Here is an 18,858-nt window from a genome sequence, read left to right on the forward strand (position 1 = left end):
ATTTTTAATCTTCAAAAACCTGAATGGTTACGTTTTTTTCCACCAGGTCTGTAAATTTTCCTTTGTAACGGGTGGCTTTTACCAGATGGTTGTCTATCCAGTGATAATTTCCGCCACGGGGTTTGCCCATTAACAGGGAATGGTATTTAAACCCGTGTTTGTTAAGCCAAGTTTCGGTCACTTCTCGGTGCGCCTCTGTTCTCGAGGTGAAAAAACAGATAATGTGGCCTTGGTCGTACCAATTGTTTAATGTTTTTAAAGCATCTGGAAAAGGTTCACAGGTAGCCATGCGCTCTGGCTCTTCATTTGGTATATCGTCTGTGATTGTCCCATCAATATCTATCAAATAATTTTTTATATCCTTTGGAAGTATGGGGCTAACGTGCTCCCCTTTTTCTACCTTGTCATGCAATAATTTCTCTACTTCTTCTTTTTTCATATCCTGGGATACTTTTTAACGTTCACAAAGTTACTATTTGTTTTTCAACTTGCTACCCGTGCTAAAAATGTGTTTATTTCTTTAAAATATTGTTCGGGTTGCTCTAACCAGCCATAATGGGCACACTCATCAATATAAACTAATTTTGAATCTTGAAACAGCGCATGTGTTTTAACTGCAATATCCTTGTTAACAATATCCTGTTTTCCTTGAATGATTAAAACTGGCTGAGTGTATTGCTGAAGTTGCTTTTTACAATCAAATGCTATAGTATGCATGTTCTGCCAGACTAGGCTATTGATTTGGCTGTTGCCTTGTGTCAATCGTTCAGCCACCACATCTACAAAGTCCTTTTTGTATAAATAGGCAGGTGCTAAATATTTTCCTCTTTGAACTCTTGCAAAGTAGCTGGTATCGCCATTTGCAATTTTTTGATTCCAATAGCTAAGGGAGTCTCGCTGTTTTTGGGTTAAATGCCCAGTAATATTTATTCTTGAAAGTAAACTTAAATCAACTCCTCCTGAAGCGGACAAAATTAATCCTTTTACATTTTTTGAATGTTTGGTTGTGTAATATGAAGCCAGCATGCCTCCAAAAGAATGACCTAAAACAATCCAAGAATCAATTTTTAAATGTTTCCGAAGTACTTCAATATCTTCAACCATTAAATCTAAAGTAATAGTGGTTTCATTTACTGCTTTTAAAGTAGATTTTCCTGTACCCCGTTGGTCATATATAATAGTTTTATTGTTCTCTGAAAGCGTTTTAGCCAAAGGCACAAAACCTTCGCTGCTCATTCCAGGCCCTCCATTAATAATTAAAACAGGGAATCCAGTACCAAAGGTGGTAAAACAAATAACATCTCCGTTATTATTTATGAAGTTTTCTGTTTGTGCAAAACCAGAAACCCCAAAAAAGAATAAAAAAAAGAGAGTGCTTATTTGTTTCATTATAAAATAAATAAAAGCTGAATAAAAATTCTTTAGGCTTCGTCATTCCAGTTTAACCGGTCCATCTGGTTGTAAGGCCAAGGTGCGCCGTTGTTTTCAATATTGGTCATTGCTACATTGAGCTCATTTGGTGCTGCAGATTGCTCCATGACCAAGTATTGGCGCATATCCATAATAATGGAAAGTGGGTCGATACTTACGGGACAAGCTTCCACACAAGCGTTACAGGTAGTACACGCCCACAATTCTTCCCGAAGGATGTAATCGTCTAACAATTGTTTGCCATCGGGTTTAAACTCGCCATTTTTAGATATGTTTTTACCTACTTCTTCAATACGGTCTCGGGTATCCATCATTATTTTTCGTGGCGATAGTTTTTTGCCTGTTAGGTTGGCAGGGCATTCGCTGGTACAACGGCCACACTCAGTACAGGTATAGGCGTTGAGCAATTGAATTCTGCTTAAATCCATCACATCGCTAGCGCCAAATTTATCGGGCTCCGCATCGGCCTCATCTTCGGCCGGAGCGGCAAAGGGGTCGGCATTGGGATCCATCATCAGTTTTACTTCGTTGGTAACCGATTCCAAGTTTTTAAACTTTCCTTTTGGCACCACTTTTCCGAAATAGACATTGGGAAATGCCAAAATAATATGCAGGTGCTTGGAGAAGTACAAATAATTCAAAAACACCAAAATACCTATAATGTGCAACCACCAAGCAGACCGTTCTATGGCAATAAGCGTTGCTTCGGAAAGTCCGTCGAAAAGTGGTGAAATAAGACCGCTGATAGGAAATGCACCAGCCTCTACATAATGTGGGTTTATCCCTTGTAACTGCAGGTCGGCTGCATTCATGGTTAAAAACAGTACCATTAAGACCATTTCAAAATACAAGATGTAATTGGCATCGTCTTTGGGCCAGCCTTTCATTTCGCGTGCCCAAAACCGTCTCAGTTTTTGAATGTTTCGGCGTATCCAGAATACGATTACCCCAACTAACACCAAGAGGGCCAATATTTCAAACGAAGCGATAAGAATGTCGTAAACGGGGCCCAGAAAGGAAAGAATGCGGTGTGTGCCGAAAATACCATCAATGATTATCTCCAACACTTCAATGTTAATAATGATAAAGCCAACATACACAAAAATGTGCATTATGCCAGATACTGGTCTAACAACCATTTTAGATTGCCCCAATGCAATGCGCATCACATTGTTCCATCGTTCTTTTTTATGATCGGAAGCATCGATTTCACGACCTATTTTAATATTCCGTATCACTTCACGGATGTTGAACGTAAAATAGCCAATACCGGCTGCTAAAAGTATAAAAAACAGTATGTTGGGTAGATATTCCATCATTATTTATCAGGGTCTTCAGGTTCGGTATATTCTTTTGGTTTTTTTCCGAAGAGGGAAAAATGCACGTAACGTTTTGGGTTTAGTTTTAAGTCTTGCAACAATTCTTCCAACTGCCGGGAGGCTCCTTCTAAATTGTTGTACAATTGCTCGTCTTTTAGGAGTTTGCCAATACTGCCTTCGCCATTTTCCACCCGGCTCACGAGCGTGTTTAACTGGGAGGTTACGTTTTCTAAATCTTCTACCATCTGCCCGGTTTCGATTTTTGATAACGAATCTGAAAGTCGTGCGAAATTTTCTGCCGTTACATCAAGATTGGTAAAGGTGCGGTTTAGTTTTTCCTTGTTGTCGCCTAATAGGTCATCCACATTGGCCGTGATACCTTTAAAGGAGCTGGAGGCATCGCTCAAAGACGCGATAGCCCGTTTTAAATTTTCACGGGTGTCTTTATCTACAATGGCATTGATGCTCAACAAGAGCGTATCGATGGTAGAGAGGGTTGTATTAACTTTTTCTTCTAAAGGGCCTAAACGTTCGGTAACTGCATCAAGCATTCCTTTTTCCACTTCGCCTTTTAGGGTATCACCAGATTTAGCTAAGTTATTGGGGTTGTACTCTGGGAAAATACCAAGGGACTTCCCTCCTATCAACCCACTGCTATAAATACGTACCAAACTGTTTTTTGAGAAATCAAAATCACTTTCTACGGTAAATTCAACTACCAATCCACCAGCTTGGTTGGCAAAGTCTATGTTTTGAATTTTCCCCACTTTTAGCCCGTTGATGGTCACCGGGGCCGATTTGGAAAGACCTTCCACGTTGCTATATTTAACGTAAAACGTACGGTGTTTTTCAAGCAGGTTGCTGCCTTTTAAATAGCTGTAACCAAATATAAAAAGTAGAATTGCGCCAATGGCGAGGATTCCGGTTTTAACTTCTCTGGATAATCTCAAGGGATATTTTTTAGGGTTCAAACAAATTTAGAAAATAATTATAGAATAACCCTGTTATTTCTTTTGTGTTTTCAATACTTCGGAAACGCGCAGTTTTTTACCATCTTTAAAAGCGACGATGTAGCATGAGCTATACCCTTTTTCTTTGGCGAAGGTTTTCATTAATTCTATTTTATTGTAATCGGACGTTTCACCATAATAATATTTGTACAACCGCCCTTCTTTATTGCGGGTAATTTCTTTTAATCCTTTAAAATTTTCAGGTTTGGTCTCCAGTTTTGTGCTACCTGCTGCCAACTGTACTTTAAAAGTATAACCAGGATATATTTTTTCTTCGGTGGTATCGATGGCCTTATCGATCTCTTCTTGTGTAATGACGGGGTTTTTGGCGTGGCTGGTGGCCAAATCGAGGTTTTTTTGATATGTTATCACCCCTTCGGCGATCGCTTGGGCTATTTCCCGCTGTCCTTTTTTTGAATTTAAATAAGCTCCTTCGTGTTTATTGGTCAAAAATCCGGTTTCCACCAGTACGCTGGGCATATAGCTTTGGTGCAAGACAATGAACCCCGCCTGTTTAACGCTTCGGTCTTTTCGTTTTAATTTATGGGTAAAGTTATTCTGAATCAACCCAGCCAGCATAATGCTTTGATCCAAATATTCTTCTTGCATTAAGGTGAGCCCAATGAACGATTCGGGCGAGTTGGGATCATAGCCGGCATAATTCTCTTCGTAGTTTTCTTCCAGGAAAATCACCTCGTTTTCTTTTTTGGCCACTTCAAGATTGCGTTTGTTGGCGTGCAGCCCCAACACAAAGGTTTCCGTGCCGTACGCCTGCGAGTTATGGGCATTGCAATGTACCGATACAAAAAGGTCTGCATCGGCTTTATTGGCAATGGCGCCACGTTTATAAAGATCGACAAACTTATCGGTTTTTCGGGTGTAGATGACTTTGACATCTTTGTTTTTTTCTAAAATTTTCCCCACTTCCAATACAATATTTAGGGCGATATCTTTTTCTTTGTAGCCATTGCCCGTGTTACCGCTATCGTGACCGCCATGCCCAGCATCGAGCACCACTACAAAGGGTTTTGTGGGGTCGGTATTGGCCGGTGAAAATGAAAAACTGATTGCTGTACAGATAAAAAGTACGAAAAAAGGAATGTGTTTCGTTCTCATAACGGTAAAACGGACTAAATTCATGGATATTTTAAATATTGCGTTTTTGAAAAACAAAGCCAAAAAATATGCTTAATTTTGAACTTTCAAAAACTAAGCCAAATCTACAAAAAATAGCATCCTAGCCTTGCAAACACATCGGCAAATTTTATTCTCTATCTTGGTTCTACTTTTATGTAGCCCAGCGATGCGACCTCAAGACATTCCGTCTAAAAACCAAGTGAACCTCCCTGTTGAAACCAAACAGGATACCCTAAACCCAAGTATATTGAACGTTACCAAAGAAGTAAACGAAATACTTGTTGATACGGTAAAGACCGATACGGTAAAACCCAAAAAACAACTCCTGACCGATGTGGTGGATTATTACGGCGAAGATTACGTGTATATAGACCGTAAGAAAAAGAAAGTCTATATGTACAACAAAGCCTATATTGTATATGGCGACATGCGCATTGATGCCGGATACATTATATTGGACTATAACAAAAACGAAGTCTATGCCAAAGGGATTGACAGCGCCGGGGTCTATAGCCAAAAACCGGTGTTTGTGCAAGCCCAGAACGAAGTAAAGCCCGATTCCATCCGGTTTAATTTTGACAGTGAAAAAGCCTTGGTGTACAATTCGCGTACCGAGCAAAATGGGTTTAATGTGATTGCCGAGGTGACCAAAAAAGTAAACGATTCGGTTGTGTTCCTTCGCAATGTGAAGTTTACCACTTCAAAAAACATAGACGATCCCGAATATTACTTTTATACCCGTAAGGCTAAATTTGTTCCGAAGAAAAAAATAGTAACCGGTTTGACCAATATGTACATTGCCGATGTCCCCACACCTGTTGGGCTTCCGTTTGCCTTTTTTCCCTTAACAGAAGACCGGGCGTCGGGCTTCATCATCCCAACGGTTGGCGAGCAGAGCCGCCGTGGGTTTTTCTTGCAGAACGGCGGCTACTATTTTGCCGTAAACGATTACCTGGACCTTACCTTTTTGGGCGATTATTACACCAATGGCAGTTATGGGCTGCGTGGAGAGTCGTCATATGCCTTGCGGTATAAGTTTAGGGGCAATGTGAGCGTACGGTACGAAAACCTGATTAATGGCGAGCGTGGCTTCCCAGATTTCAGCCAAAGTTCGGTCTATAACATTCGGTGGAACCATAGACAGGACCAGAAAGCCAGTCCCAGCTCGCGGTTTTCGGCATCGGTAAACTTGGGGAGCAGCCGGTATTTTCAAGAATCCATTAATCAAACCAATAACGCCAGTGCGTTGGTGAACACCTTGAGTTCGTCGGTGTCCTATTCCAAAACGTTTGAGGGCGAGCCACAGGTCAACTTCTCGGTAGCGGCGACCCACTCGCAAAACACCAATACGCAGACTATTAATATGTCCTTGCCCAATATTACGGCCAGTGTGTCGCGTATCTTTCCGTTTGCGCCCAAAACAGGAACTAAAAAAGGGATTATTGACAACATCAATTTTCAATACGATGTGGCTGCGGAAAACAGGATACAGACCACCGATTCGTTGTTTTTTAAATCGGAAATGTTCGACAATGCTTTAATTGGCGCGCGACACACCGTACCCATCAGCACCAATTTTAAAATATTGAACTATTTAAGTGCCACGGCCAGTACGCGCTTGCAGGAAACTTGGACACTGAAAACTTTTGACCAACGGTATGATGAAACGTTAAATAATGGAAATGGCGGCGTGGTTACTGATACCATTACGGGTTTTGACCGGTATTTAACGTATAATTTTTCCACCAGTTTGGGGACCACCATCTACGGAACGTTCAACTTTGGAAAAGATAAAAAAATACAAGCCCTGCGCCACGTGATGCGGCCTTCCATAAGCTATGGCATCAATCCGGCTTTTGATGAATATTACGATGATTATGTGATCCCCAGTGCCGATCCTGAAGTAAACGACCAAGTGGTGGAATATTCGAGGTTTCAGAACACCTTATACGGTCCTCCCGGCAAAAACTTTTCAAGCAGTATTGGGTTGTCCCTTAGCAACAATCTTGAAGCCAAGGTACGGGACAAAGACAGCACGGTAACCGAACCCAAAAAAGTAAAACTCCTTAACAACCTTAATTTTTCCACGGCTTACAATGTAGCCGGGGATTCTTTAAAATGGCAGCCTGTAAATTTCAGCGGAAGCATCCCGGTAGTCAAAAAACTGGACTTCAATTTCAGCGGAAGCTTGGATCCATATGCCTTGAACAATAGCAACCAGCGTATTGATGAGTTCAACATCAACAACGGCGGAAGTTTGTTTCGGCTTACCAATGCCAACATTAGCATTAATTATTCATTTTCCAGCAAAGATTTGGAAGTGGATTCAGAAAACAAGGACCGGCTGGACAACGAAACCTTCAGCAACGGTGGACGACCTGACGATTTGTTTGGCGATGTTCGGGACATTGATGACAACAGGCTCTATAAAGATGATGACGATGATGAAGATGCACTCAATAAAGCTTGGTACAATTTTGATATTCCGTGGGATTTTCGGCTGGCTTATACCATGACCTACTCCAACCTTGCCAGGGAAAGCGAAATATCCTCACAATCCTTGATGTTCAGTAGCAATTTAGAGTTGTCACCCCGCTGGACCGTTGGCGTTTCTTCGGGCTACGATTTTAAAAATAAAGGCATTACCTTGACCCAATTTAGGTTTCAACGGGACCTGGAAAGTTGGCAAATGAGCTTTAATTGGACGCCCATTGGCAGTATCAATACCTCGTGGTATTTCTTTATCGGGATAAAATCGTCTATCTTAAGCGATATTAAGTACGATAAACGAAGAGAACCCGATCAGCAGTTGTAGTGAAGGATGCTGGATGTTGGGTGTTGGGTGTTGGATGCTGGAAGTTGGATGAATAGTTGTCTCACAGAAACGTAAAGTTGAAAAGATGTTTGAGTGAAATTATAGCTACCTTAGTAGCTGTATTTTAATGCCGAAAACATAAATAGAAATGAAAACAATGGAAATTAAATAATAACCAAAAAAAGATACCCGCGTGCACGGGCATTCCTATGAAAAAAATAATCCAAACAAACAACGCTCCGGCTCCTATTGGGCCTTATAACCAAGCAGTTTTAAAAGGGAATATGCTATACACTTCTGGTCAAATTGCGATCGACCCGAAAACCGATAATTTGATTACAGATGATATTAAAGCTGAAACCAAAATGGTCATGGAAAATATGAAAGCTGTTTTAGCCGAAGCTGGAATGACGTTTGAAAACGTACTGAAATCGTCCATTTTCATCAGCGATATGAACAATTTCGCGGCCATTAACGAAGTATATGCCACTTATTTTAATGAAGCTACTGCCCCAGCCCGTGAAACGGTTGAAGTGGCCAACCTGCCCAAGTTTGTAAACGTGGAGATTTCGATGATTGCTTCGCTTTAATGCAAAAGAAAAAGCTTACTCCTCCTGTTTAGTAGCCTGCGTATTGAACTTTATAGGAACTTCCTCGTCGCCAGGACTGGCCGGAACTTTTTCTTCCTCTTCAGATTCCAACGTCAATTTTTTGTTGAACAGTTTCCTTACCAATTCGCGGAAGGTGTCAAAATCTACAGAGTACGAAATTCCGGCGCCTTGTTCAAATATTTGATCTTCCCCTATAAACTGCAAATCGGCTTGGCGGTTAAAGAATTTCATCCGCAGGCTTCCATCTTGGTTTACCAACCATTGTACTTCAATATCGCCGGCCACGGCCGTTTCATTCACGCCGCCCACAGGCACCCCTACTTTTCCATTGATTAAAATACGTTCATTTATTTGTGTAGAAAGCGTAATGCCAAAACGGTCGGCCGTTTCTTGATCCGGTAATCGGCTTCCTTGCGAATAATCCAACCCAACGCTGAATTTACTGTCTTGATCGGCAAACAGCTCGTTGACCAAGCCAGAAACACGCTCAACTAAAGCGCCCGTACCTAAATTGGTTCCTCCATAATCATCGTTCACAAAATTCCCCGAAGCAATTAAAAACAAGGCTTGTTTTTCCATAAGCTCTTGATTTTGCAACTTGTAGTCCAACTCACTCTTTACCACCGAGCTTACCCGTGGAAAATCAATACTAAAGTTAATGTCCGGCTGTATCAGTTCGCCGGTAAGGTCCACCAGCACATTGACCGGTATTTTTCGGTTTACGGTTGGGTTGTCCAATAAAATTGAAGGGTTGGCATCGGTTTCATATTTTGCGGTAAGGTCCAGTTGGGCTCGTTCTGGATCGCCATTCCAGTTAATGCTCCCTCCGGGAACCACTTCAATGTTTTTCTGGATAATCCCGCCATACCTAAAGTCAAAATCTCCGTCAATTACCAAGAAATCCCCCCACATGTTGAATTTGCCCAGTGTATTCAATTCAATCAATAAAATACCGGCTCCACGTCCTTTTAAAGTGGAATTATTTGTTTTATCGACCACTACTTCCACTTCGGCTTTTTCGTTGATATCCAGTTCAAAATTCACGGAAAGCCCTTTTGGATCTTCCGTAACCAAAGTTTCCCCACTAATGCGTGCCTCTTTCTCTGCTGGAGAGAGGAATTTAATAAATGAATCGTCTCCAATGGAAGCCACATCGCTCAACGGAATTTTAAACGAGGTGTTATCTTCAGTAGTGGCCACAACGTCGATCACCAATTCATCTATTGGGCCTTTTATAGAGGCCGTGCCATCAATAAAGGCGGTGCCGTAGTATAAAGCATCTTCCTCTGGGGGCGTGTCCAACACCAAGAGATTGTTGGAGCTTATATCCATGTCGAGCCTCCAATCGCCAAATTGGTTGTGTGTGGCATTACCAATAAACGTGCCTTTGGTGTTATATTTGGTGTCGGTAATGGTAATGGCATCCACCGCAATTTTATTTTTGGTCATGACCACTTTGGCATTGTTTTCAAGATCAAAATCCACATTGAGGTAAGGAATGCTCAACCCACTGTTTTCCAAAGTAAAACGACCGTTGATGTCCGGCGATTTATAATTGCCAGACACTTTTGCCTTCCCGGTGATCAACCCGCGCATATTGGTAATAACCTCGCCACCAAATGGGCTGAATGCCTGCATATTGAAATCATTCAGCGTTACGTTCAGGTCTATGGTTGGGTTTTGGGGCGAGACATCGATAGCCCCTACCGCGTTAATCGATTTCACATCCTTATTCACCAAAGTGGTGTTTATGTTGTATTTTGAAAGGTCTTCATTCCCCTTGATGTTTAGGCTTAAATCACCAAACGGGATTTCATTTATCACCACTCCATCGACACTTACAGAAGAATTAGGGTAATAGGCGCCGTTTTTCTGAAGGAAATCGAGCTTGCCGTTTACGTTCCCTTTTAAGCGCAGGCTGTCTATCTCTGGCGTGATATTGCCAATGTTCACGTCCCTGAACCGCAATTTTAGGTTTTTATAGGTAGAATCCCGCACTTCGCCTGCCAATTGAATGATCTCATCATTATGGTTGAGCACTAATGAATCGATGCGGATGTCTCTAAAATTATCATCAAAAACCACTTTGTTCAAGCTGTTGTTATCTTTGTTTAAATACCACACATTGTCCTTATAGGTGATATCCGATTTTTTTACGCCAACCACCGACTTCCCTTTTGGATTGATAGTATGATATAAGGAAAGGTTGAACAAGTCTTCCTTTTTTTCGCCCCCTTTAAATTCAGACCGAACATAGAGGGTATCATTGATGGTTTTATTAATGATGTCCAAATCAATCACATTGTAAACCCCTGTGTAAATTGAATCTACCGATATATAAGTGTTATATAGTGGGTTATCGTTGTCTACTTGAATGTTTACTTTACCAAGATAGTTATTGTACAACAGCAGTTCGGGTGAACGGAAATCGAGCTGAAATTTAGATTGGTCTGAAGATACCGAGCCTTTTATCCTGGTATTATCGCCCAACTTCAGTTGCGGAACAAACAGGTCGACAATTTTGTTATACACTTCAAATTGGTAATCGATATATTGGTTTTCGGTTACTTCTTGAGGGATGTAATTAGCATAGATACTGCCAATCCCATTTCTGAAAAGATATGGGATATCTTCAATTAAAAACTCGCCCCGTATGTACCCGGTAATGATATCTGGTGAGTTGATGGCGATAACGCGTTCTTCATCTTCAAAGGAAGACGTGATTTCAAAATCATCGAAAAAATAATCTTCCGTCGCAGTTTGATAAAACGTTTCTTTAAATGAAATGGTCCCCACGGCATCGTCTATGGTGGTTCCGTCCATATCCATAACAATGTTTCCTACAAAAACCGAAACACTGTCGCGTTTTATGAGGTTGAGTTTGTTGAGTTCGGCAAATTCCACATCAGCTTCAAAATCATATTGGTTGAAATCTTCCGAAACATCGACCAACCCTTTAAAATCCATTTTTAAGTTGGGGTCATCGATGGTTAAATGTCCGTTGAAAACCGGATCGCGAAGGGTTCCCGTTACCTCGATGTTTTTATATTCGTATCCTTCAAAATTAAAGGAAGAAATAGCTCCTTCAATCAAGGTACTTACGGTTTCTTGGGTAAATCCCCGTCCTTCAATATCCAGGTTGGCAGTTACCTTTCCTAAGGAAGTGGTTCCGGCCAGTTTCCCTAAGTTTAAACCGTTCAAGACCACTTTCCCATTGTAATAGGCATTATCAAAATCGGTTATATTGCCCAGTTCTATATCGGTTTTAGCACTCCCTACCCCAGTATTTACCATACTGTTGGTAATCAATTGAGAGTCGGTTATAGTGGTTTTCCCCCTAAAAGTAACGGTTCCAATATCTTTTAATTGGTTGGGAAGCACATTGCCCAGCACGCGGGGCATAAACCGTCGCAGGTCGTAATAATCAGTACGGATATTGTGGTTTTTGGAAGTAATTGAAAACGCATCGGCACCTTTCAGTAAATTTGTAAACGTATAATCGCCTTGTACAACCGTATTAGAAGTCGTCAAACGCATGTTTGAAGTGTTAAATTGATTCAGCGTCCCATCAAACTGGGTGTCCAGCGTGAGGGTTTGGTCATTCCCAAATTCATTGTAAAACACGTTTAAATCGTTTGTGGAAATTTCAGAATCATTAAATGTCGCGTCTATTATTACGTCGTTTTCAAAATCGGCCAGCCCATTTTTGGCATAATCAAGAAAAATTTCCCCTTTAATTAAGGAGTTTTCCGTTTGCAGAGTCAGCTCTTTCAAAGTCATCCGTTCCGTGGTATACGAAAAATCCGTTTTTAGGTTTTTTACGGTAAACCCGCGCTGGGCATCCAAGGAAAGTTCTTTTATATTGGCATCGATATCGGGACCGGTAATTTTAAAATCGTTTGCCAATAGGTTAACGTTGGTAAAGTTGAACACTTCAGGCGAATCCAGGTTGTAATTGGAGATTTTAATGTGGCTATCGGTCAGTTCAACATCATTGCTGAACAAGGTAAATGGATTTTCGCTGGGCGGTTTTCCGGTGTTGAACTTTTCGGCAAAAATGGAGAGGTTATCGCTTTCTTCATCTTTATAATGGGTTACGTACAATTTGGATTCGGTAAGGTGAATGTCGCCAAAACCAAGGTCGCCCTGTATTAAATTCTGAAAGCTTATAATATTCATCTGCAGTTCTTTGGCATAAATCAGCGTGTCTTGGTGGTGGTCGGCAATATACACCTCGCGTATGTCCACCTCGCCTTTCCAGTTAAGGCCAAGGCGATTTATTTGTATATTAGTACCGTAGGTTTTGTTTAGGTTATCGGTCACTTTATTGGCAACAAAAGTCTGTACCGAAGGGATCGATAAAATAATGATAAGGAGCACGAGCAACAGGACAATGGCCACAAAGGTGCGAACTATTATTTTACGAAGTTTTTTGATATGCTTTTATTGTTTTAATTTTGACTTCAATAAATATGCCTAATTTGACTGAAAAAAACTGCTATATCCTCGGTATTGAATCTTCCTGTGATGACACGGCTGCTGCTGTTATCAACAACGGCGTGGTGCTGTCCAATGTTGTTGCAACCCAGCAAATACACGAAGAATACGGGGGCGTTGTGCCCGAACTCGCATCCCGCGCCCACCAACAAAATATTGTTCCTGTGGTGCACCAAGCGTTGCGCAAAGCAAATATCGATAAAAAACAACTAAGTGCCATAGCTTTTACGAGGGGGCCTGGCTTGATGGGCTCGTTGTTGGTAGGCACTTCATTTTCAAAGTCGTTGGCTATGGGATTGGGCATTCCCTTGATCGATGTGAACCACATGCAAGCGCATATTTTGGCGCATTTTATTAAAGTTGAAGAACAAAATACGCCCAACTTTCCTTTTTTGGCGTTGACCATAAGTGGCGGCCATACACAGATTGTAAAAGTGACCGATTACTTTGACATGGAAATCATTGGCCAGACCATAGATGATGCCGTGGGCGAAGCGTTCGACAAATCGGCAAAAATTTTGGGTCTGCCCTATCCCGGCGGTCCGTTGATCGACAAATATGCCCAACAAGGAGACCCCAAAAAGTTTAAGTTTACCAAACCAAAAGTGCAGCCCATGGATTTCAGTTTCAGCGGCCTAAAAACGGCCGTGCTGTATTTTGTTGAAAAAGAAGTGGATAAAAACGCAGATTTCATTTCCGAAAACATCGAAGACATATGTGCCAGCTTGCAGTTTACCATTGTCGATTATTTAATGGACAAGCTTAAAAACGCAGTAAAACATACCGGGATTACCGAAATTGCCATTGGTGGCGGGGTTTCGGCGAACAGCGGGATACGGAATGCATTAAAAGAAGCCGAAACCAAATACGGGTGGACCACCCACATCCCGAAATTTGAATACTGTACCGATAATGCTGCAATGATCGCCATTGTGGGCGAATTGAAATACAAACAACAACGCTTCGCAAAAAACGATGTTCTGGCACAAGCCCGAATGAAACTCTAACCTATGCAACTTTTTTACCACCCTAACAGCAATGCGGCTTCCAAAGAAATCACGTTTGACAAAGAAGAAAGCCGCCATATTGGAAAAGTGTTGCGCAAAAAGGAAGGCGACGTACTGGATATCACCAATGGAAAAGGCTTTTTTTTTAAAGCGGAACTCGGTTTGGTTACGCCCAAAAAATGCATTGCAAAAATTATAGAAACCACAAAACAGGAGCCACTCCCCTATCATTTGCACATTGCGACAGCTCCCACAAAATCGAACGACCGATTTGAAACGTTTTTGGAAAAAGCCACCGAAATAGGCATTACCGAAATTACGCCCATAATCTGCGACCATAGCGAACGAAAAACCATCAAGCCCGAACGTTATGAAAAAATCATACAAAGCGCAATGAAGCAATCGCTAAAAGCCTATTTGCCAACATTGAACAAAGCCGTTTCTTTTAAAGAATTTATGCAACAAAAACACAACGAGAACCTAACGTGCATAGCACATTGCGAAGAGGGCGATAGAAAATTGTTTAAATCGGTTTTGCAGAAAGGGCCATCTGTGTTGATTTTAATTGGGCCTGAAGGCGATTTTTCTACGGAAGAAATTGAGTTGGCGAAACGCAAAAGATTCATACCGGTAACATTAGGAGAAAGCCGATTGCGGACGGAAACAGCTGCTGTCGTGGCGGCACACAGCGTGGCATTTGTTAATGAGTAATAGGTTGGGTAAATTTTTTAAAGTTTGACTCACATCAAGAGTTAGGGTTTGCCCCTAATGTTTCATATTATTTATTTTGTACTTTTGAATCCATGCGAATACTTATCAGTTGTCTATTTTTTCTTTTGTTCTTCGGAAATGGCCACGCACAGGAAATCGCCGTGCTAAAATATGGCGGCGGGGGCGATTGGTACAGCAATCCCACTTCCCTGCCCAATCTGGCCGTTTTTTGCAACCAACAGATCAATACGGCTATTTCAGAAAAAACCGAAACCGTAACCCCCGGAAGCATCGACCTGTTTAATTATCCCTTTGTGCACATGACGGGGCACGGCAATGTGTACTTCACGCCCGAAGAAGCCGAAAACCTCCGTGATTACCTTACGAGCGGCGGATTTCTGCATATAGATGACAATTACGGTATGGATAAATACCTTCGGAAAGAACTGGTAAAGATTTTCCCCAATAAAGAATTAAAAGAACTGCCCGCCAATCACCCCATCTTCAGTGTTCAATATAATTTTCCGGAAGGGCTGCCAAAAATCCATGAACACGATGGCAAACGGCCACAGGCGTTCGGCATAGAGCACAACGGCAGGCTGCTTTTGCTCTATACTTACGAGAGCGATCTGGGCGACGGCTGGGAAAACCCCGAAATCCATAATGACCCGCAAGAAGTTAGGTTAAAGGCCTTGCGCATGGGCGCCAATATTGTAAAATATGTTTTTGAAAATTAACCAATATGCTATTAAGTTATTACTGCAGCACTTGTAAAAAGAAAAACTATCTCAAATACAAGGTAAAGGACAGATTCGAATTACAAAATAAAATTGGGGATGAACTCAATAAACATTGTGATTCTTGTGGAACATTGAAAAAAAAACATATCAATCGACTCCATGCTGAACCAAACCGCTATATAGGATTGATTGCTCTCGCCATTGCTTCTATATTGACTTTAACCGTCTGGTATTATAGGTTTATTGCTACTTTGGCCTTTACTATACCTATTTGGATATATTTTGATGCCTATAAAACTGCTAGTGATTTCAATAAAATCAAAGTAGCCAGAAAAAATTAGATGCTAAACCAACTTACTCATACATCAACAGATTTCCCCAATAAAACGTTTCCCATCAAGATAATTTGCGATGGTGTACGGGGCCCGGCCAATGTTGGCGCCTTGTTTCGGGTGTGCGAAGCGTTTGGTGTTTCGGAAATCGTTTTTTGCAATGCGGAAATCAATTTTAAATCCAACCGGCTGCGAAAAACAGCTCGAAACACCGAGAAAACCGTTCCATACCGGATTGCAGATGATATTCTTTCGGAAATCGCACAACTTAAAAAAGATCATTACAGCCCTTTGGTTTTAGAATTGACCGACCAGAGCGTTCCGGTGGAAGCTGTTTCAGCAAAAACAGAAAAAATCGCCCTCATCATAGGCAACGAACAGCACGGAGTTTCAAAAACGGTGCTGCAAGCGGTTTCACAAAGTGTTCATATTACCATGTTTGGACAAAACTCCAGCCTAAATGTAACCCAAGCGACCGCAATCGCTTTGTTCAACTTAACAAAACTTTTAAAATAATCTTGGGCGTTTATGCTATATTTACGGTGTGAACGAAAAAGCTAAATCCATTTCCTTAGGTATTTTACGCGCGTTGGCAGTCATTGCCGGGATTTTGATATTGCTGTGGTTCATCTTCCAGATACAAGCATTACTGTTGTATATTGGCATCGCAGCGGTAATTGCCTTGATAAGCCGGCCCGTCCTCGTTTTTTTAAGGAACCGCCTAAAAATGGGCAACACGTTGGCTTCTATATTGACGCTTTTGCTCATCCTTTCAATCGTAGCTATGATGCTGCGCATTTTCATTCCCATTATCGTAGAACAGAGCAAAAGCATTTCAAATATTGATTTTGAACTCGTTAAAAGCGATCTTAATGAATTGAGCATCCAAGCTGCTGATTACTTGGGTGTAAAACAGATTGATATTGTAGAGGGCATTAAGCGCACAGAATATGTCCAGAACTTCGATATAGAGATCATCCCCAGTTTTATCGATGTGTTTTTTGGCAATATCGGCAATTTTGTGGTGGGCTTGTTTGCTATTTTGTTCATATCCTTTTTCTTTTTACGCGATGAAAAGCTGATTCCCAATATGGTAACCGTTTTCGCCAGCAAAGGTCGGGAAAAACGGTTTTTAGTGGTGCTCAACAAAACTAAATCACTACTGTCCCGTTACTTTTTGGGGCTGTTGCTTCAAATTATGATTTTGACCTTGTTTTATTCTGTACTTCTGTTGTTCTTGGGTATTAACAACGCCATTGCCATCGCTTTGATATGTGCTTTTTTGAACATTGTTCCCTATTTGGGCCCCATTGTTGCAGGAGCCTTGATGTTGCTCGTGGTGTTGTCCAACAATCTGGGGGCCGATTTTTCTTCGGAACTGTTGCCGCTGTTACTGTACACCCTTGGCGGTTATTCGTTGGCCCAGGTTTTTGATAATTTGATCACCCAGCCGGTTATCTTCGGAAAAAGCGTACGTTCGCACCCGTTGGAAATTTTCATCGTTATTTTAATTGGAGGCTACCTGTTCGGAATTCCCGGAATGATCTTGGCCGTGCCTACCTACACTGCCTTAAAAGTGATTGCCAAAGAATTTCTTTCGGAATATAAAATCGTGAAACGCTTGACCAAAAACCTATAATATCACTTTTAATAAACACATATTGCATCCTGAAGTTCAGGTATTTATAAAAAATTATACTGAAGACATCACTAAGCTTGCCTTTTCCGGAAGTCCTTTTAAAAACATCTCGGTACAAGAACTCATCCAGCAGATAGAAAGCCGAAGAAAAGCAGAAAAAAAATTACCTACTTGGTATAAAACAAAGGGGGTTTACTATCCCAATAAAATCAATTTGGAGCAAACTTCTTCTGAAATCACCGCTCAATATAAAGCATCCTTAATTGAAGGAAAGACCTTGGCCGATATTACCGGAGGTTTTGGGGTGGACAGTTATTTTTTTTCTAAACAAATGGAACAAGTGACCCATTTTGAATTTGATAGAACCCTTTCAGAAATCGCGGCACATAATTTTAAGCAATTAAATGTTTCAAACGTTAGCTGTAAGGCCACAGATGGTCTGGAAGCCGTAAAGAACAAACGATATGACATTATTTTTGCAGATCCTTCGAGAAGGCACGAAACCAAAGGAAAAGTATTTTTTTTAAACGACTGCGAACCCAATATACCTAAACATCTTTCAACACTATTGGACCAATGTGAATTATTGATGGTCAAAACATCGCCTATGCTCGATATTTCGGTAGGTATGGAAGAATTAAAACATGTTTTCCAAATACATATCGTGGCGGTAAACAATGAAGTGAAAGAACTGCTTTGGCTGTTGAAAAAAGCATATAATGACGAAACAGAAATCATTACCAAAAACATCAAAAAAGACAAAACCGAAGCCTATTCTATTGTCTATAACGAAATGGCAGAAGCTTTTTATGACAGTCCCAAACGTTTTTTGTACGAGCCCAATGCAGCCATCTTAAAAAGTGGCGCATTCGAAACGGTTTCTGAAGGATTTAAACTGAAAAAGCTCCACAAAAATACCCATTTATACACCAGCGAAGCACTTCGGGGTTTCCCGGGCCGCAGATTCCTAATCGAAAAAGTGCTTCCCTATTCAAAAAAAGAGCTAAAAAAGGCTGGTATAGCAAAAGCTAATATCACTATCCGTAATTTTCCTGCCACTGTTGCTGCGTTGCGAAAAAAACACAATATAAAAGATGGAGGGGAAATTTATTTATTTTTCACCACCATAAACCCCAATAAAAAAGTTGTTTTGGTCTGTTCTAAGGTGAGTGATATACGTTGAGACTAAGCTTAAATAGAGAAGTTGGAACTTGAAACAGCCTCGAAGTCTTGCTAAAGGTATGCATAATTACCTCCAAGCTACGAGAATTAGGGATTCCAGGGTCAAGTCCAAAAGTTGGGTCTAAAGTGAAAAATAGTTTTCTTTGCGGATAAATATTTTCCAATGAATAAAGAGACTGATTTACCCCTGCTAAGCTTAATCCTTCCTGAAGGTTTGCTAACTTACTTTACCATTGTTGGGTTTGATAAAAAAACCATTAAAGACCCCTTATACGTTAATCGGCTGACCATTTATTTAGGAGAAAAAAAGGAAATCCCCGAAGCCTATAAAAATCACCAATATAAAGCTAGCGGCTTTATGGAGCCCCGAATAATTGAGGATTACCCAATCAGAGATAATTTGGTAAGCTTAAGCTTGAAGCGAAGA

16 protein-coding genes are annotated in these 18,858 nt (G+C 41.0%); 10 read left to right on the forward strand and 6 right to left on the reverse strand.

Translation table 11 applies throughout. The features are described from left to right. Nucleotides 1-4: 4 nt before the first annotated feature. The 5 genes from DDV96_RS13955 to DDV96_RS13975 are packed head-to-tail and all read right to left on the reverse strand — an operon-like array spanning nt 5 to nt 4,876. Nucleotides 5-439, reverse strand: coding sequence for an LNS2 domain-containing protein (locus DDV96_RS13955; RefSeq protein ID WP_116695397.1), 435 nt, complete (start codon nt 437-439; stop codon nt 5-7). A gap of 44 nt (nt 440-483) precedes the next feature. Next, nucleotides 484-1,389, reverse strand: coding sequence for an alpha/beta fold hydrolase (locus DDV96_RS13960; protein WP_116695398.1), 906 nt, complete (start codon nt 1,387-1,389; stop codon nt 484-486). Between the two features lie 32 nt (nt 1,390-1,421). After that, nucleotides 1,422-2,747 carry a (Fe-S)-binding protein gene (locus DDV96_RS13965; RefSeq protein WP_116695413.1) on the reverse strand — a complete coding sequence of 442 codons (1,326 nt, stop codon included), beginning with the start codon at nt 2,745-2,747 and terminating at the stop codon, nt 1,422-1,424. Between the two features lie 2 nt (nt 2,748-2,749). After that, nucleotides 2,750-3,700 (reverse strand): MlaD family protein, encoded by a 951-nt coding sequence (locus tag DDV96_RS13970; protein WP_116695399.1) that lies wholly within the window; start codon nt 3,698-3,700, stop codon nt 2,750-2,752. Nucleotides 3,701-3,754: 54 nt separating this feature from the next. Beyond that, nucleotides 3,755-4,876, reverse strand: a complete 1,122-nt coding sequence (locus DDV96_RS13975; protein ID WP_116695400.1) for an N-acetylmuramoyl-L-alanine amidase family protein — start codon at nt 4,874-4,876, stop codon at nt 3,755-3,757. 187 nt (nt 4,877-5,063) lie between these two features. Here DDV96_RS13975 and DDV96_RS13980 point away from each other — a divergent pair, with 187 nt between their 5' ends. Both DDV96_RS13980 and DDV96_RS13985 read left to right on the forward strand, forming a co-directional pair. Next, nucleotides 5,064-7,712 carry a putative LPS assembly protein LptD gene (locus DDV96_RS13980; RefSeq protein WP_240607734.1) on the forward strand — a complete coding sequence of 883 codons (2,649 nt, stop codon included), beginning with the start codon at nt 5,064-5,066 and terminating at the stop codon, nt 7,710-7,712. A 209-nt stretch (nt 7,713-7,921) separates the two neighbouring features. Continuing rightward, a complete protein-coding gene (locus tag DDV96_RS13985) occupies nt 7,922-8,302 on the forward strand; it encodes a Rid family detoxifying hydrolase (protein ID WP_116695402.1) in 381 nt (126 codons plus the stop codon). Nucleotides 8,303-8,317: 15 nt separating this feature from the next. Here the strand turns inward: DDV96_RS13985 and DDV96_RS13990 are convergent, their stop codons facing one another. Then, nucleotides 8,318-12,724 (reverse strand): translocation/assembly module TamB domain-containing protein, encoded by a 4,407-nt coding sequence (locus DDV96_RS13990; protein WP_240607735.1) that lies wholly within the window; start codon nt 12,722-12,724, stop codon nt 8,318-8,320. A 71-nt stretch (nt 12,725-12,795) separates the two neighbouring features. Here DDV96_RS13990 and tsaD point away from each other — a divergent pair, with 71 nt between their 5' ends. From tsaD to DDV96_RS15935, 8 genes are all read left to right on the forward strand, one after another. Beyond that, nucleotides 12,796-13,827 carry a tRNA (adenosine(37)-N6)-threonylcarbamoyltransferase complex transferase subunit TsaD gene (gene tsaD, locus DDV96_RS13995; protein ID WP_394340134.1) on the forward strand — a complete coding sequence of 344 codons (1,032 nt, stop codon included), beginning with the start codon at nt 12,796-12,798 and terminating at the stop codon, nt 13,825-13,827. Between the two features lie 3 nt (nt 13,828-13,830). After that, nucleotides 13,831-14,538 (forward strand): 16S rRNA (uracil(1498)-N(3))-methyltransferase, encoded by a 708-nt coding sequence (locus tag DDV96_RS14000; RefSeq protein WP_116695403.1) that lies wholly within the window; start codon nt 13,831-13,833, stop codon nt 14,536-14,538. 92 nt (nt 14,539-14,630) lie between these two features. Further along, nucleotides 14,631-15,275, forward strand: a complete 645-nt coding sequence (locus DDV96_RS14005; RefSeq protein WP_116695404.1) for a DUF4159 domain-containing protein — start codon at nt 14,631-14,633, stop codon at nt 15,273-15,275. A 5-nt stretch (nt 15,276-15,280) separates the two neighbouring features. Then, nucleotides 15,281-15,619, forward strand: coding sequence for a hypothetical protein (locus DDV96_RS14010; RefSeq protein ID WP_116695405.1), 339 nt, complete (start codon nt 15,281-15,283; stop codon nt 15,617-15,619). Beyond that, the gene (locus tag DDV96_RS14015; protein ID WP_116695406.1) at nt 15,620-16,126 is read left to right on the forward strand and encodes a TrmH family RNA methyltransferase; all 507 of its coding nucleotides are present in this window, start codon (nt 15,620-15,622) and stop codon (nt 16,124-16,126) included. A gap of 28 nt (nt 16,127-16,154) precedes the next feature. Continuing rightward, nucleotides 16,155-17,249: an AI-2E family transporter gene (locus DDV96_RS14020; protein WP_240607736.1), complete on the forward strand. Its 1,095-nt coding sequence runs from the start codon at nt 16,155-16,157 to the stop codon at nt 17,247-17,249. Between the two features lie 22 nt (nt 17,250-17,271). Then, complete coding sequence (locus tag DDV96_RS14025; protein ID WP_240607737.1) at nt 17,272-18,432, forward strand: THUMP-like domain-containing protein; 1,161 nt, start codon at nt 17,272-17,274, stop codon at nt 18,430-18,432. Between the two features lie 162 nt (nt 18,433-18,594). Further along, on the forward strand, nt 18,595-18,858 hold a 264-nt coding region (locus DDV96_RS15935; protein ID WP_116695109.1), incomplete at its 3' end, for an ISAon1 family transposase N-terminal region protein.

It is taken from the genome of Marixanthomonas spongiae (assembly GCF_003095375.1).
In the GTDB taxonomy this organism is placed as follows: Bacteria; Bacteroidota; Bacteroidia; order Flavobacteriales; family Flavobacteriaceae; genus Marixanthomonas; species Marixanthomonas spongiae.

Bases quoted from the DNA above. Each gene is read 5' to 3' on its own strand.
- DDV96_RS13955 (WP_116695397.1), bottom strand. From the start codon at position 439: ATGAAAAAAGAAGAAGTAGAGAAATTATTGCATGACAAGGTAGAAAAA.
- DDV96_RS13960 (WP_116695398.1), bottom strand. From the start codon at position 1,389: ATGAAACAAATAAGCACTCTCTTTTTTTTATTCTTTTTTGGGGTTTCT.
- DDV96_RS13965 (WP_116695413.1), bottom strand. From the start codon at position 2,747: ATGGAATATCTACCCAACATACTGTTTTTTATACTTTTAGCAGCCGGT.
- DDV96_RS13975 (WP_116695400.1), bottom strand. From the start codon at position 4,876: ATGAGAACGAAACACATTCCTTTTTTCGTACTTTTTATCTGTACAGCA.
- DDV96_RS13980 (WP_240607734.1), top strand. From the start codon at position 5,064: ATGCGACCTCAAGACATTCCGTCTAAAAACCAAGTGAACCTCCCTGTT.
- DDV96_RS13985 (WP_116695402.1), top strand. From the start codon at position 7,922: ATGAAAAAAATAATCCAAACAAACAACGCTCCGGCTCCTATTGGGCCT.
- tsaD (WP_394340134.1), top strand. From the start codon at position 12,796: ATGCCTAATTTGACTGAAAAAAACTGCTATATCCTCGGTATTGAATCT.
- DDV96_RS14000 (WP_116695403.1), top strand. From the start codon at position 13,831: ATGCAACTTTTTTACCACCCTAACAGCAATGCGGCTTCCAAAGAAATC.
- DDV96_RS14005 (WP_116695404.1), top strand. From the start codon at position 14,631: ATGCGAATACTTATCAGTTGTCTATTTTTTCTTTTGTTCTTCGGAAAT.
- DDV96_RS14010 (WP_116695405.1), top strand. From the start codon at position 15,281: ATGCTATTAAGTTATTACTGCAGCACTTGTAAAAAGAAAAACTATCTC.
- DDV96_RS14015 (WP_116695406.1), top strand. From the start codon at position 15,620: ATGCTAAACCAACTTACTCATACATCAACAGATTTCCCCAATAAAACG.